The sequence below is a fragment of the Streptomyces sp. CC0208 genome, from assembly GCF_003443735.1.
In the GTDB taxonomy this organism is placed as follows: domain Bacteria; phylum Actinomycetota; class Actinomycetes; order Streptomycetales; family Streptomycetaceae; genus Streptomyces; species Streptomyces sviceus.
The window spans coordinates 7,279,859-7,294,411 of the sequence record NZ_CP031969.1 but is presented as its reverse complement, the minus strand read 5'-3'; the positions used below and the strand labels follow the sequence as shown (position 1 = coordinate 7,294,411).

Genomic DNA, 14,553 nt, shown 5'->3' with positions numbered 1-14,553 from the left:
GTGCCCGATGTGCACGACCCCCCGAGCCGCGAGTAATGTCCTCACCTGCACAGACTCATACAGTTTCCCTGGTCGTTCTCTTGACACCGGAGGGCCCGTTGTCCCGCTTCGCGCTCATCAAGGCAGTGCTCGGACCGATCATGCGCCTGATGTTCCGCCCACAGGTGGAGGGCGCGGAGCACATCCCGGGCGACGGTCCGGTCATCCTGGCCGGCAATCACCTCACCTTCATCGACTCGATGATCCTTCCCCTGGTCTGCGACCGGCAGGTGTTCTTCATCGGCAAGGACGAGTACGTCACCGGCACGTCCCTCAAGGGCCGGTTCATGGCCTGGTTCTTCACCGGTGTCGGCATGATCCCGGTGGACCGCGACGGCGGCCGCGGGGGCGTGGCCGCGCTGATGACCGGTCGACGGGTCCTTGAGGAGGGGAAGGTCTTCGGGATCTACCCCGAGGGGACCCGCTCCCCCGACGGCCGGCTGTACCGGGGGCGTACGGGTATCGCCCGTCTGACGCTGATGACGGGTGCGCCGGTGGTCCCCTTCGCGATGATCGGCACGGACAAGTTGCAGCCGGGGGGTGCGGGGATGCCGCGTCCGGGGCGTGTGACGGTTCGGTTCGGTGAGGCGATGGAGTTCTCCCGCTACGACGGGATGGACCGGGACCGCTATGTGCTGCGGGCCGTGACGGACTCCGTGATGACCGAGGTCATGCGACTGTCCGGGCAGGAGTACGTGGACATGTATGCGACGAAGGCGAAGGCCGCGTAGCCGGTTCGTCGTCGGGCGCGGGTTAGTGGGGCTTCTCGCGCAGTTCCCCGCGCCCCTAAATACCCCTGTCCAGCCGTTGGTTCCTCAGCATGACCCACGCTGTCGCCGCTGTCGCCAGGAGGACTGCTGCTCCTGCTCCGGCGGCGATGGTGAGGCCGTCCACAAAGGCTTCTCGGGCTGACGACAGCAACTCCTGAGCCGTGTTCGACGGCAGCCCGGACGCCGCCTCCACTGCGCCGCCCAGTGACTCGTGCGCTCCGGCCGGTGTACCCGTCGGACCGCTGAAGCCCCGGTACACGCCCGTCACGATCGAGCCCAGTACGGCGATGCCCAGAGCAGCACCCAGCTCGTACGCCGTCTCCGAGACCGCCGACGCCGCGCCCGCCTGTTCCTTCGGGACGCTCGACAGGATCACGTCCGCCGTCACGGTGAACGAGAAGCCCGCGCCCACGCCGACCACCAGCAGGGCCGCGCCCAGGATCGGGTAGCCCGTGGACTGGTCGAGCAGCGTCAGGGACGCCAGGGCCAGCCCTATGGCCGCGAGGCCGCCGGAGACCACCGCGCGTACCGAGTACCTGCGGGCGACCGTACCGGCCACCAGGCCCGCCGCCACCGCGCCCACCGCGGCCGGGAGTTCCGCCAGGCCCGCCTTCAACGGGCCCATACCCTGCACGAGTTGCAGGTACTGGGAGAGGAAGAAGACCAGGCCGGACAGGCCGAGGATGGTGAGCAGGTCGGCCAGCACGGCGCCGCTGAAGCCGTGGTTGCGAAAGAGGCGCATGTCCAGGAGGGGGGCCGGGAGGGTCAACTGGCGGCGGACGAAGGCGTAGAGCGCTGCCGCGCCCAGGGCGCCCGCGGCCAGCGGCTCCCAGGTGACGCCGTGCGCGGCGAACTCCTTGACCGCGTAGACCACGCCGATCATGCCGACCAGGGACAGTGCCACGCTGGCCATGTCCCAGGGACCCGGGTTCGGATTGCGGGACTCCGGCAGCAGTTTGACGCCGACGAGGACCAGGACCGCCATCACCGGCAGGTTGATCAGGAAGACCGAACCCCACCAGAAGTGTTCGAGGAGGAAGCCGCCGACGATCGGGCCGATCGCCGTACCGGCCGAGGCGGTCGCGCCCCAGACGCCGACGGCGAGGCTGCGTTCGCGCGGGTCGTGGAAGAGGTTGCGGATCAGGGCCAGGGTGGCAGGCATCAGCGTCGCGCCGGCGACGCCGAGCAGCGCCCGGGCCAGGATCAGCAACTCCGGTGTCGTCGCGTAGGCGTTGAGGACCGACAGCGCGCCGAACGCCGTCGCGCCCAGCAGCAGGATCCGCTTGCGGCCGATGCGGTCGCCGAGGCTGCCCATCGACACCAGCAGGCCCGCGATGACGAACGAGTAGACGTCACCGATCCACAGGAGCTGGGTCCCGGTGGGCCTCAGGTCCTCGCTGATGTACGGGGTCGCGAGGCCGAGGACGGTCGCGTCGACGGCCACCAGCAGCACGGCGAGCACCAGGACGGACAGCGCGAGCCAACGGCCGGGACGCTTCACCGCCTCGGTCGTGGTCGCCGGCTGCAGGGTGCTGGTCATGATTCCTCTCTCGGTCGTGCGGAATGACGTAGTGCGCCACCGAGCAGCAGCTCGGTGATCATGTGGGTGAAGTCCTTGGGAGCCACGCGGCCCGCCTGAGCGGCCCAGGCGCACGAGGCGACCAGTCCGTAGAGCGCTTCGGTGAGCCAGACCGGGCTGAGGTCGATACGGAACTCGCCGTTCTGCTGGCCGCGCACGAACACCGAGGCGATCCGGAGGTCCAGTCGTGACCAGGAGTCGCCTCCGCCGTCCTCCCACAGCTCGTTCTCGCCGTAGAGGAAGGCCAGCAGCCCGGCGACGGGTTCGATCTCCCGCACGAGCCTGCGTACGGCGTCGCTCGCGAGCCCCTCGTCGAGGCGCGCCGCGTCGAGCGCCGCCTCGCACTCGGCGATGCCGTGCTCCTCCAGCGCCCGGACGAGCGCGTCCCGTCCCGCGAAGTGGCGGTGCAGCGTGGCCCGGCTGATCCCCGCGGCCTTGGCGACCTCGTCCATGGTCGCGGTGGATTTGCGGGTCAGCAGGGCCGCGGCACTGCGCAGCACGTGGTCACGATCGACAGCCATGAGACGAGAATACCTCGTGTGAGACATTTTTGTCTCACACGAGGTGCGGGCGTCTCACTACGTTCGTCGAGGTGGCTTTTCTCAGTGCCAGGGCAGCTGCCCGCGCCGCTCCCAGTACTCCTGCGGCTCCTCCACCAGTTCCGCGAGCCGGGACAGCTGTGCGTCGTCCAGGTCCACGACGGCAGCGTGCAGGTTGGACGCGAGCTGGACGGTGGTGGCGGCTCCCGAGAGAACGACTCCGGCCCAGGGCTGACGCAGCACGAGTGCGAGGGCCACGGCGTCACAGCCCAGGGACATCTCCTCGGCCACCGCCCGCAGAGCGTCCGGGGCGTGCGGCGCGGCGAGCCTGCCGTTGGCCATGCCCTCCTTGACGATCACCGTGAGACCGGCGTCGTGGGCCTCGGCCAGGGCGGGGCCGGCCGAGGTCTCCAGGGCGTTGTACGTCGACTGGACGGTACGGAAGAGAGGCTCAGCGTCGACCGTCACGGCGAGGGCGGCACGGATGGCGTCCGCCTGGGCGGGACCGCTGGTCGAGAAGCCGATCGTGGTGCCCTGGGCGGCCGCCTCCGCGAGCCTCGCGTGGAGTTCCTTGTCGGTGAGGGCCGGGCTGTCCGGGGTCACCGAGTGGATCTGGTAGAGGTCCAGGCGGTCACCGAGGAGCTCGGCGGTCTCGGCGCGCTGACGGTCGTAGGTCCGGACGCCGTGGTCCTTGACCTCGTGCTTCTCGGCGTCGGTGGTCCAGTCGGCGGTGTAGGTGTAGCCCCACTTGCTGCCGACGACCACGTCGTCTCGGCTGGGGTTCTTGTCGAGCCAGTCCGCGAGGAACTCCTCGGAGCGGCCGTAGGAGCGGGCCACGTCGAAGTAGCGGACACCCTGGAAGTAGGCGGCGTCGAGGAGTTCGTGGGTACGGGTGCGGAGCCTCTCGACACTCCGGTCGGCTCCCAGGTCTTCGTCCCGGCCGAGGTTGATGTAGCCGGGGCGGCCCACTGCGGCGAGGCCGAGGCCGATGTGGCAGGTGGGGGTGGTGGCGGAGGCGAGGCGGGCGAAGGGCATACCGACAACGTAACTCGGGATGCCCTTTCGCCTCAGGAGGCGGGGTGTGCGGTGCTTCGGCGGGTGCGGGAGCAGTTGTGGTTGCTCGCGCCCACGCGGCGGAGCCGCACATCGATACAGCCCCGCGCCCCTAAAGGCGCTTGGCCCACTGGTGTTGAGCTGCCACGTTCGCCTTCACCTCTGTCAGCTGGACCGCCACCGCGCTCGGGGCCGTGCCACCCCGGCCGTTGCGGGACGCGAGCGCGCCCCGGACGTTGAGGACGGTCCGCACCTCGGGGGTCAGATGGCTGGAGATCTTGGCGAACTGGTCGTCCGTCAGGTCGTTCAGCTCCTTGCCCTCGGCCTCCGCCGCCTTGACGCACTCGCCGGCGACCTCGTGGGCCACACGGAAGGGCACGCCCTGCCTGACCAGCCACTCGGCGATGTCGGTGGCGAGGGAGAAGCCGGCCGGGGCCAGTTCCTCCATGCGCTCGCGGTTGACCGTGAGGGTCGCCATCATGCCGGTGAAGGCGGGGAGCAGGACCTCCAGCTGGTCGCAGGAGTCGAAGACCGGCTCCTTGTCCTCCTGGAGGTCGCGGTTGTAGGCGAGCGGGAGGGCCTTCAGGGTCGCCATCAGACCCGTCAGGTTGCCGATCAGACGGCCGCTCTTGCCGCGCGCCAGCTCCGCGATGTCCGGGTTCTTCTTCTGCGGCATGATCGACGAGCCCGTGGAGAACGCGTCGTGCAGGGTCACGAAGGAGAACTCCTTCGTGTTCCAGATGATGATCTCCTCGGCGATCCGGGAGAGGTTGACGCCGATCATCGCGGTGATGAAGGCGAACTCGGCGACGAAGTCACGGGAGGCCGTGCCGTCGATGGAGTTGCCGACGCTGCCGTGCTCGAAGCCGAGGTCCTTCGCGACCGCCTCCGGATCCAGGCCCAGGGAGGAACCGGCCAGGGCACCCGAGCCGTACGGCGAGACGGCCGTGCGCTCGTCCCACTGGCGCAGCCGCTCCGCGTCCCGGGACAGCGACTGGACGTGGGCCAGGACGTGGTGGGCGAACAGCACCGGCTGGGCGTGCTGGAGGTGGGTGCGGCCGGGCATCGCCACGTCCGGGTGGGCCTCCGCCAGGCCGATCAGGGCGTCCTGGAGCTCGGCGATCAGACCGCCGATGATCCGGGCGTGGTCCCGCAGGTACATGCGGAAGAGGGTCGCGATCTGGTCGTTGCGGGAGCGGCCGGCGCGCAGCTTGCCGCCGAGGTCGGGGCCGACCCGCTCCAGCAGGCCCCGCTCCAGGGCGGTGTGGCAGTCCTCGTCGGCGATCGTGCCCACGAAGGAGCCGTCGGCCACGTCGGCCTCCAGCTGGTCGAGCCCGGCGAGCATGCGCTGGAGCTCGTCCTCGCTCAGGAGGCCCGCCTTGTGCAGCACGCGCGCGTGGGCACGGGAACCGGCGATGTCGTACGGCGCGAGGCGCCAGTCGAAGTGGACGGACGCGGACAGCTTCGCCAGCGCCTCGGCGGGACCGTCGGCGAAACGACCGCCCCAGAGCCGGACGTCACCGCTGTTGCTGCTCACTTGCGTTGCTCCTCACCGCTGCACTCCAACGTCCTGCATGATTATGCAGAGCTCTGCATGATTCGTCAATTCGGGCTCGGGGCGGCGGAGAATTTGCGGTCCCTTTGAACACCGGAAACCGCTTGCCCGTATTCCACGCCGAACGCAGGCGCCGCGTTGTGAACACAGACCACTCCCGACCCGAGTGAGGCATCCGCATGTCCAGGGCTCTTCCGAAGTACAACAAGCGCCGCGTGGCGATCATCGGCGGCGCCGCCGCCGTGGCACTGACCGGGGCGATCGTCGCCGGTACCGCCCTCGCCGGGGAGACCTCCAAGAGCGGCACCGCCACCGCCCGCACGCTGGCCGACCCCGGCACCATCACGTGCCCGGACGTGGCCTCGCAGCTGCCGGCGATCCCGGCCACCGCGCAGGCCGAGGTCGACCGCAACCTGACCCTGCTCCAGACCCAGATCGACGAGGCCAACAAGCGGCTCGTCGACACGGTCGGCCAGGGCGGACCGAACTTCGTCCAGAACGCCATCCTGGGCCCGCTGGAGGACAAGCGGATCGCCACGGTCAACCGCATCGCCACCGCCATCGGCCGTACGGCGGAGAAGCCGCAGGGCCTGGACGCGCTGGCCCCCTGCGCCCTCAACGCGGGCGGCGCCGCCGACACCGGTGCGCAGGCGGGTGCGGGCGAGGAGGCGGGCGCGGGCGAGGAGGCCGGAGCCGGTGCGGGGGCCGAGGCCACACCGAGCGAGGCGGCCGGTGCCGAGGAGACCGGGAACGCGGGGAACGCGGGAGACACGGGTGAGGCCGCAGGCGCGGGCGCCATCTCCTGCCCGGACGTGGCCTCGCAGCTGCCCGCGATCCCGGCCACCGCGCAGGCCGAGGTGGACCGCAACCTGGCGCTGCTCGACACGCAGATCGCCGAGGCGAACAAGCGGCTGGTCGACACCGTCGGCCAGGGCGGACCGAACTTCGTCCAGAACGCGATCCTCGGCCCGCTGGCCGACAAGCGGAAGTCGACCATCGACCGCATCGCCATCTCCATCGGCCGGACCGCGGAGAAGCCGCAGGGTCTCGACTCCCTGGCCGCCTGCACGCTCACCAAGTGACGTGACAGGCGCTGTGGCCGCCCCGTGTGAGCGCCGGCCGGGGCGGCCACGGCCGTCTGCTGGGCTCTTTACTCAAATGGACGCCCGAATTACTCAAGTGGACGCCCGAATTCCTTAGACAGTCGAACAACTTGCACCCATAATCGTTAGACATGGGAAAGACCTATGAGCGCATAGACGGCCGGCTCCGCTCCTTCATCGAGGCGCAGCCCCTCTTCTTCACCGCGACCGCTCCCCTCTCCGGCGACGGAACGGTCAACCTCTCCCCCAAGGGTCTGCGGGGCTGCTTCGCGGTCCTCGACGAACTCACCGTGGCCTACCTCGACTTCGCCGGTTCCACCGCCGAGACGGTCGCGCATCTGCGGGAGAACGGCCGGATCACCCTCATGTGGTGCGCGTTCCAGGGGCCGCCGAACATCGTCCGGGTGCACGGGCGCGGTGAGCCCGTCTTCCGGGACGACCCGCGCTTCCGGGAGCTGCTCTCGCACTTCCCGGACATCGACCCCGCCGCGCACGGACTGCGGGCGATCGTCGTCGTGACGGCCGAACTGGTCCGCGACTCCTGCGGTTACGCGGTGCCGTACATGGCGTACGAGGGCGACCGCGAGCTGCACGGCAAGCGGTTCTCGCGCGAGGACGACGCCTCGCTCAGCGCGTACTTCGCCAAGAAGGAGCACATCGCCACGAGCCTGGACGGGCTGCCGGGGCTGCCGTTGCCGCTGCCGCCGTCCACGGTCTGATCAACGGTTGCCGAACCGGACGGTGAAGGTCGTCGAGCCGGGCCGGCTCTCCAGCGTCACGCTTCCCCCGTGCGCCTCCACCACGGCCGCCACTATGGACAGGCCGAGGCCCGCGCCACCGGTCTGCGCCTTGGTGCTGCGGTCGGCGCGGGTGAAGCGTTCGAAGACGCCCGACTGGATCTCCTCGGGGATGCCGGGGCCGTCGTCGTGGACCTTCAGCAGTGCCGTGGGGGCCTCGGCCTCCAGGGTCACCGTCACCTTGGTGCCGGCCGGGGTGTGCAGGCGGGCGTTGGACAGCAGGTTGGCCAGGACCTGGTGGAGACCGTGTTCGTCGCCCGTCACCGTCACGGGCTCCTCGGGGAGGTCCAGAGACCAACGGTGCTCGGGTCCTGCGACCCGTGCGTCCGTCACCGCGTCCAGGACCAGGCGGGTCAGGTCGACGGGCCGGGACTCCAGCGGGCGGCCCGCGTCCAGGCGGGCCAGCAGGAGCAGGTCGTCGACCATGGCACCCATGCGGGTCGACTCGGCGGCGATGCGTTCCAGGGCCCGGGTGATCTCCGGCGGCAGCGGGCCGGGGTGCAGCAGGGCGAGTTCGGCGTGACCGCGTACCGAGGCGACGGGGGTGCGCAGTTCGTGGCTGGCGTCGGCGGCGAAGCTGCGCAGCCTCTCCTCGCTGGCGTGGCGTTTGGTGAAGGCGTCCTCGACGTGGCCGAGCATGCGGTTGAAGGCGCCGGCGACCCGGCCCACCTCACTGCGCGGGTCGGCTTCCGGGGCGCGCGGCGGGAGGGCCACCTCCCCGCTGGCCAGCGGGAGTTCGCTGACCCGGGCGGCGGTCGCGGCGACCCGGCTGAGCGGGCGCAGGGACCAGCGCACCCACAGGGCGCCCGCGATGCCGGCGGCCGTGAGGGCGGCGCCGAAGACGATCCCGGCGACCAGTTCCAGGCGGTGGACGGTGACCTCGACGGGCTCCAGGGGCAGCCCGGTGACCAGGACGTCCCCGTCCAGTTCCCGGGTGGCCAGCACCCGGTAGTCGTCCAGGGCGGAGAGGTCGACGCTGTGGCCCCGGCCGTCGACCGGGACAGTCGCGAGCCGTCTCCGGTCGGCGGCGGTGAGGTCGACCTTCAGGGTGCCGGTGGAGCGGACCACCGCCGCATCGGTGACCGTGCCGTCCACCAGCCGGGCGCCGAAGGTGCCGGCGGCCTGTCGGCGGGTGTCGGCGTGCTCGTCGCCGTCGTGATCGTCCTTCTGCGGTTGGCCCTTGTGTTCCAGACTGACCGCGAAACGGTTCCCGGCCTCGGTGAGCTGCTCGTCGAGGCGACTGGTGAGGAAGCCCTTCAGCCCGAGAACCGCGGCGACACCGACCGCGGCGCAGCTCACCGCCAGCAGCACCACCAGGCCGAGGGTCAGCCGGGCCCGCAGCGTGTGCGGCCGCAGGTCCCTCACGGCGTCACCGGCTTGATCACGTACCCTGCCCCGCGCACGGTGTGGATCAGCGGCTCGCGGCCGGCGTCCACCTTCTTGCGCAGGTAGGAGATGTACAGCTCGACGACATGGGCGCGGCCCCCGAAGTCGTAGGACCAGACCCGGTCGAGGATCTGCGCCTTGCTGAGCACGCGGCGCGGGTTGCGCATGAGGAAGCGCAGCAGCTCGAACTCGGTCGGGGACAGTTCGATCAGCTCGCCGCCGCGGGTGACCTCGCGGGCGTCCTCGTCCATGACCAGGTCGCCGACGGTCAGCCGGGGGCCCTCGTCGAGCTGCCGGGCCAGGCCCGCGCGGCGCAGCAGTCCGCGCAGCCGGGCGACGACCTCCTCCAGGCTGAACGGCTTGGTCACGTAGTCGTCGCCGCCCGCCGTGATGCCCTTGATGCGGTCCTCGACGGTGTCCCTGGCGGTCAGGAAGAGCACGCACACGTCGGCCTTCACGCTGTGCAGGGCGCGCAGCACGGCGAAGCCGTCGGTGTCCGGGAGCATCACGTCCAGGACGACGGCGTCGGGCAGCAGTTCCCGGGCGGCGGCCACCGCCGAGGCGCCGTCGCCGGCCGTGCGGATCTGCCAGCCCTCGTAGCGCAGGGCGCCGGACAGGACCTCGGCGAGATCGGGGTCGTCGTCGACCACGAGGACGCGCAGCGGGGTGCCGTCGGGGCGGGTGAGGGCGGGGCGGCCGGAGCGGGTGGTGTTCATCGCTCTTCCAGGATCGCCCCTCGCCTGGGCCGCGGCCGTCCCGGGAAGCTCTGAGTTTCCTCTGAGTCCGCTCAGTCGGCTGCCCGTTCAGAGGGTCCTGAGAGGTTCACCTCGCACAGTGGTGTCCCGGACAGGCGAAAGGACACCCCTATGACCACGGTCTACGAGCGGAGGGCGGCACCGGCCGCGGCGCCGCCCGCGCGACGCTCCCCCGCGGGTGCCGTGCTGGCCCTGCTGTGGGCCGGTGCGGCGGCCGTGATCGGGCTCTGGTGGGCGGACACCGGTGCGGTGGTCGGTACGGCGGCCTGGCTGACCGGGGCCGGGCGGATCGCCGGACTGCTGTGCGGGTACGCCTGCGCGGTGCTGGTGGGCCTGATGGCGCGGGTCCCGCTGCTGGAGCGGCGGATCGGCTCGGACCGGGTGGCCCGCTGGCACGCGATGGCCGGCCGCTACACCGTCTGTCTGCTGCTCGCGCACATCGCACTGATCCTCGCCGGGTACGCCGCGCAGGACGGCGCCTCGCTGTGGCACGAGAGCGTCACCGTGGTCCTGGACTACCCGGAGATGCTCAAGGCGAGCGCCGGCACGGTGATCCTCCTCGCGGTCGGCGTCACCTCGGCGCGAGCGGTACGCCGCCGGACCGGCCACGAGTTCTGGTACTACGTCCATCTCCTCACGTACGCGGCCGTGTTCCTCGCCTTCGGGCACCAACTGGCCCTCGGCAACGACCTGAGCGGGAACGCCGTGGCCACGGCCGCCTGGTACGCGCTGTACCTGGGCGTGGCCGCCCTGATGCTGTGGTTCCGGGTCCTCGCCCCGGTGCGGCTGAACCTGCGGCACAGGCTGCGGGTGGAGTCGGTGCACCAGGAGGCGCCGGGCGTGTGGTCCGTCGTCGTGCACGGGCGGGAGCTGGACCGGCTGGGCGCGCAGGCCGGGCAGTTCTTCCGCTGGCGGTTCCTCGCCGACGGCCTGCGGTGGACGTCGACGCCGTACTCCCTGTCGGCGCCGCCCCGCCCCGACCGCATGCGGATCACCGTCAAGGCGCTCGGCGACCACAGTACGGCCGTGGCGTCGCTGCGGCCGGGCACGCGGGTATGGGCGGAGGGGCCGTACGGATCGCTCACCGGGGACCGGCGGACCTCCTCCAAGGCGCTGCTGATCGGGGGCGGGGTCGGGATCACCCCGCTGCGGGCCCTGTTCGAGACACTGCCGGGCGAGGTCACGCTCCTGTACCGGGCGCGCACGGTCGAAGACCTGGCGCTGGGCGGGGAGTTGGAGGCCGTCGCGCGGTGGCGCGGGGCACAGGTGCACTACCTGCTCAACGGGCCGCAGGGGCAACGGCCGCGTATCACCGCCGAGTCGCTGCGGGCGGCCGTCCCCGACCTGGCCGCTCACGACGTCTACCTCTGCGGCCCGCACGGGTTCGCCCGGGAGCTGTACGAGGAGCTGCGCGCCGCCGGGGTGCCGGACCGCCGTATCCACCACGAATCCTTCGAGCTGTGAGGCCTCACACGTGCACGCGTTGAAGAAGAACAGTCCGCTGCGCAGGATCGTGCTGGCGAGCGCCGCCACCGTCTCCGGCATGGTGATGCTGCTGTCGCTGAAGCCGCACACCTCGCCGGCCCTGGCGGTGACGTCCGGGTCGACGGCCCCCGCGGTCACGGGAACCCGAACCGTCACCGGCGATTCCGTCCAGACCCGCTGGGGGCCCGTACAGGTCCGGGTCACCGTGAAGAACGGCAAGCTCACCGACGTCACCGCCGTCGTCTACCCCTCGGACAACCCCCGGGACCAGGAGATCAACAGCTACGCGATCCCGCGGCTGCGGACCGAAGCGCTGCAAGCCCAGAGCGCGGAGATCGACACGGTCTCGGGGGCCACCTACACGAGCGACGGTTACCGCCAGTCACTCCAGTCCGCACTGGACTCCGCGGGCAGCTGAACACACCGGCGTCACCGCACGTATCTGAGGACCAAGGGACCACGCCCACCCCCCTTGCCCCCGTCCCCGGAGGAAACGTGACCACGACGCTCGCAGGCGGCCGCGCCGCCCGCCGCCAGACGATGCGCCGCATCCGCCCGCGCCGTTCCCCGGCGACCGTCCTGCTGCTCGCCGTATGGGCGGGCGCGGCCGGTGTGCTGTGGCTGTGGTGGCACAACACGCCGTCCGTGGCCGACGACAACAGCAAGATCCTCAACGCGGGCCGGATCACCGGTCTGCTGGCCGGCTATCTGATGGCGCTCGTGGTGCTGCAGATGGCCCGGGTGCCCGCGCTGGAACGCCGGGTGGGCTCCGACCGGGTCGCCCGCTGGCACGCGATGACCGGCCGCTACACGCTCTGCCTGGTCGTCGCCCACGTCTTCCTGATCATGTGGGGCTACGCCCTGCAGGCCGGCAAGGGGCTCGGCGACATCGTCCAGCAGACGATGGACTCCATCAACCAGCTCCCGGACATGGGCAAGGCGGCCATCGGCACCGGGCTGCTGTTCGTGATCGGGCTGATGTCCATCGGCGGGGTGCGCCGCAGGATCCCGTACGACACCTGGTACCACGTGCACCTGCTGACGTACGCGGCGGTCTTCCTGACCTTCTGGCACCAGCTGACCACCGGCAACGACTTCGCGGTCGAGCCGGTCGCCAAGACCGTCTGGTACGGGCTGTACGGCTCGGTCACCGCGCTGGTGGTCTGGTACCGGATCCTCACGCCGATCCGGCTGAACCTGCGGCACCGCATGTACGTCGAGGCGGTCGTCGAGGAGACGCCGGGCGTGGTCTCGGTGCTGATCGGCGGGCGCAAGCTGCACCGGATGGGCGCGGAGGCGGGCCAGTTCTTCCGCTGGCGGTTCCTCGCCCCGGGCATGCGGTTCAGCTCCCACCCGTACTCGCTGTCCGCCGCGCCCCGACCGGGCATGCTGCGGATCACGGTGAAGGCGATCGGCGACCACAGCGAACGGCTGCGCGAGCTGGAGCCCGGCACCAAGGTGTGGGCCGAGGGACCGTACGGCGCCCTGACCGCCCAGCGCCGCAGCCGCGGCAAGGTGCTGCTGGTGGCCGGCGGTGTCGGCATCACGCCGATGCGGGCCCTGTTCGAGACACTGCCGGGCGCGGCCGGTGACATCACCCTCCTGTACCGGGCCAACACCACCCAGGACCTGGCCCTGTGGGACGAGCTCTCCGCCATCGCCGACGAGCGCGGCGCCCGCCTGATGTACGCGGTGAACAGTCCGGACGGGGAGCGCCCGGACATCTCCGCCGAGTCCCTCCAGCGCAAGCTCCCCGACATCGACAAGCACGACGTGTTCATGTGCGGGCCGAACGGTTTCGCGCAGGCCGTGTACGAAGCACTGCGCGGCGCGGGTGTGCCCGCCCGCCGCATCCATCACGAGTCGTTCGAGATGTGACGACGGGAATTCAGGAGCTGTTGAAGCGATGAGGAAGTCTCACCCCGTCCGTCGAGTCGTGCTCGCGACCGCCGCCACCGTCTCCGGTGTCGTGCTGCTGCTGTCGCTGAAGCCGTCCTCGGACCCGGCGTCCGCCCAGGCCGGCGGAACGATCCCGCAGCAGACCGCGGCGGCGCAGGAGTCGGCCCAGGGCGGCACCGGGGCGGCCGCGGGCGGAGCGTTCACCGGCGACGTGGTCCAGACCCAGTACGGTCCCGTCCAGGTCCGTATCACCGTCAGCGGAAGCAAGATCACCAAGGCCGAGGCGGTCCAGGCGCCCAAGGGCGGCACCAGCGACCAGAAGACGGCGCTGTCCGTCCCGAAGCTCAACCAGGCCGTGGTCGCCAAGCAGAGCCCGCAGGTCGACACGGTGTCCGGGGCGACCTACACGAGCGAGGGCTACAAGAAGTCGCTCCAGTCGGCGATCGACAAGGCGAACGCGGCCGCCCCCGCCCAGCCGTCGGCCCAGCCCTCCCAGCCGGCCGGCGGCAGCGCCGGGGCGGCGGCGAAGACGGTCACCGGAGCCGTCTCCCAGACCCAGTACGGCCCGGTCCAGGTCCGGATCACGGTCAGCGGCGGCAAGATCACCAAGGCCGAGGCCGTGCAGGCGCCGAAGGGCGGGACCAGCGACCAGAAGACGGCGCTGTCCGTCCCGAAGCTCAACCAGGAGGCCGTGGCGGCCGGCAGCGCGGACATCGACTCGGTGTCCGGTGCCACCTACACCAGCGAGGGCTACAAGAAGTCGCTGCAGTCCGCGCTGGACCAGGCCGGTGGCTGACACGGTGGCCGAGTCGGCACAAGCTCCCGCCGCGGTGCGTCACGCGGAGGAGGTCATGGGGACGGTCTTCTCCTTCGACGTCCGCGGCGGGGAACCGCTTGCCGTGCAGGCGGCACTGCGGGAGGCGGTGGCAGGACTGCACCGCGTGAACGAGGTGTTCAGCACCTACCGCGACGACAGCCAGGTCTCCCGCCTGGCCCGCGGTGAGCTGACGGTCGACGACTGCGATCCCGAGGTCGCCGAGGTCCTCGAACTCGGCGCCGAGGCCGAGCGGTTGAGCGACGGCTGGTTCAGCACGCGGTACGAGGGCCGGCTCGACCCCACCGGCATCGTCAAGGGCTGGGCGGTGGAACGCGCGGCCCGTCGTGTGGCCGAGTCGGGCGCGACGGGCGTCAGCGTCAACGGCGGCGGAGACGTACAGCTGTTGGGCGTACCGGGCCCCGAACGCCCTTGGCGCGTAGGCGTCTCGGACCCGCTCCGCCCGGGCGGTCTGGCCGCCGTGGTCTCGGCGGCTGGCGCGACGGAACTGGCGGTGGCGACTTCCGGCACGGCCGAACGCGGCGCCCACATAGTCGACCCGCGCACGGGCCGCTCGGCGGTCACTGACCTGCTGGCGGTGACGGTCGTGGCCCCGACGATCACTTGGGCGGACTGCTGGGCGACAGCGGCCTTCGCGATGGGTTCACGGGAGGGCCTGGCCTGGCTGGAGGCGCTACCGGATGTGGAGGCCCTGCTGATCACGGCGGGCGACGAGGTGCTGATCACGGGGGGCCTGGCAGCTAGGTTGGGGTGAAGGC

Annotated in this window: 14 protein-coding genes; 8 read left to right on the top strand and 6 right to left on the bottom strand. The window is 71.1% G+C overall.

Annotated features, from left to right (window positions below):
• The first annotated feature begins 98 nt into the window (after positions 1–98).
• Entirely contained in the window at positions 99–770 is a 672-nt protein-coding gene (locus D1369_RS33495; protein ID WP_037899339.1) for a lysophospholipid acyltransferase family protein, read from the top strand.
• A 55-nt stretch (positions 771–825) separates the two neighbouring features.
• Here D1369_RS33495 and D1369_RS33490 read toward each other — a convergent pair whose 3' ends face one another.
• The 4 genes from D1369_RS33490 to argH all read right to left on the bottom strand — a co-directional run bounded on the left by D1369_RS33490 (position 826) and on the right by argH (position 5,517).
• A complete protein-coding gene (locus D1369_RS33490; RefSeq protein ID WP_007380769.1) occupies positions 826–2,349 on the bottom strand; it encodes an MFS transporter in 1,524 nt (507 codons plus the stop codon).
• Entirely contained in the window at positions 2,346–2,909 is a 564-nt protein-coding gene (locus tag D1369_RS33485) for a TetR/AcrR family transcriptional regulator (RefSeq protein WP_007380770.1), read from the bottom strand. The genes D1369_RS33490 and D1369_RS33485 overlap by 4 nt, the downstream gene beginning before the upstream one ends.
• An 81-nt stretch (positions 2,910–2,990) precedes the next feature.
• Positions 2,991–3,962 (bottom strand): aldo/keto reductase, encoded by a 972-nt coding sequence (locus D1369_RS33480; RefSeq protein WP_037899342.1) that lies wholly within the window; start codon positions 3,960–3,962, stop codon positions 2,991–2,993.
• Positions 3,963–4,092: 130 nt separating this feature from the next.
• Entirely contained in the window at positions 4,093–5,517 is a 1,425-nt protein-coding gene (argH, locus tag D1369_RS33475; RefSeq protein ID WP_007380772.1) for an argininosuccinate lyase, read from the bottom strand.
• Positions 5,518–5,714: 197 nt separating this feature from the next.
• Here argH and D1369_RS33470 point away from each other — a divergent pair, with 197 nt between their 5' ends.
• On the top strand, positions 5,715–6,617 hold the full coding sequence (locus D1369_RS33470) for a hypothetical protein (protein ID WP_007380773.1): 903 nt from the start codon (positions 5,715–5,717) through the stop codon (positions 6,615–6,617).
• A 152-nt stretch (positions 6,618–6,769) separates the two neighbouring features.
• Positions 6,770–7,357, top strand: a complete 588-nt coding sequence (locus D1369_RS33465; protein WP_007380774.1) for a pyridoxamine 5'-phosphate oxidase family protein — start codon at positions 6,770–6,772, stop codon at positions 7,355–7,357.
• On the opposite strand, the gene D1369_RS33460 is transcribed toward D1369_RS33465, so the two are convergent.
• Both D1369_RS33460 and D1369_RS33455 read right to left on the bottom strand, forming a co-directional pair.
• Positions 7,358–8,800, bottom strand: coding sequence for a HAMP domain-containing sensor histidine kinase (locus D1369_RS33460; RefSeq protein ID WP_118082784.1), 1,443 nt, complete (start codon positions 8,798–8,800; stop codon positions 7,358–7,360).
• Positions 8,797–9,537, bottom strand: coding sequence for a response regulator transcription factor (locus D1369_RS33455; protein WP_007380777.1), 741 nt, complete (start codon positions 9,535–9,537; stop codon positions 8,797–8,799). The genes D1369_RS33460 and D1369_RS33455 overlap by 4 nt, the downstream gene beginning before the upstream one ends.
• A 150-nt stretch (positions 9,538–9,687) precedes the next feature.
• On the opposite strand from D1369_RS33455, the gene D1369_RS33450 reads away from it, so the two are divergent.
• The 5 genes from D1369_RS33450 to D1369_RS33430 all read left to right on the top strand — a co-directional run bounded on the left by D1369_RS33450 (position 9,688) and on the right by D1369_RS33430 (position 14,549).
• Complete coding sequence (locus D1369_RS33450; RefSeq protein ID WP_007380778.1) at positions 9,688–11,040, top strand: ferric reductase-like transmembrane domain-containing protein; 1,353 nt, start codon at positions 9,688–9,690, stop codon at positions 11,038–11,040.
• A gap of 10 nt (positions 11,041–11,050) precedes the next feature.
• Entirely contained in the window at positions 11,051–11,479 is a 429-nt protein-coding gene (locus D1369_RS33445; RefSeq protein WP_007380779.1) for an FMN-binding protein, read from the top strand.
• Positions 11,480–11,556: 77 nt separating this feature from the next.
• Positions 11,557–12,939: a ferredoxin reductase family protein gene (locus tag D1369_RS33440; RefSeq protein WP_037899345.1), complete on the top strand. Its 1,383-nt coding sequence runs from the start codon at positions 11,557–11,559 to the stop codon at positions 12,937–12,939.
• A gap of 28 nt (positions 12,940–12,967) precedes the next feature.
• The gene (locus D1369_RS33435) at positions 12,968–13,756 is read left to right on the top strand and encodes an FMN-binding protein (protein ID WP_050789681.1); all 789 of its coding nucleotides are present in this window, start codon (positions 12,968–12,970) and stop codon (positions 13,754–13,756) included.
• Positions 13,749–14,549 (top strand): FAD:protein FMN transferase, encoded by an 801-nt coding sequence (locus D1369_RS33430; protein ID WP_037899347.1) that lies wholly within the window; start codon positions 13,749–13,751, stop codon positions 14,547–14,549. Before D1369_RS33435 ends, D1369_RS33430 begins: the two co-directional genes overlap by 8 nt.
• Positions 14,550–14,553 lie beyond the last annotated feature (4 nt).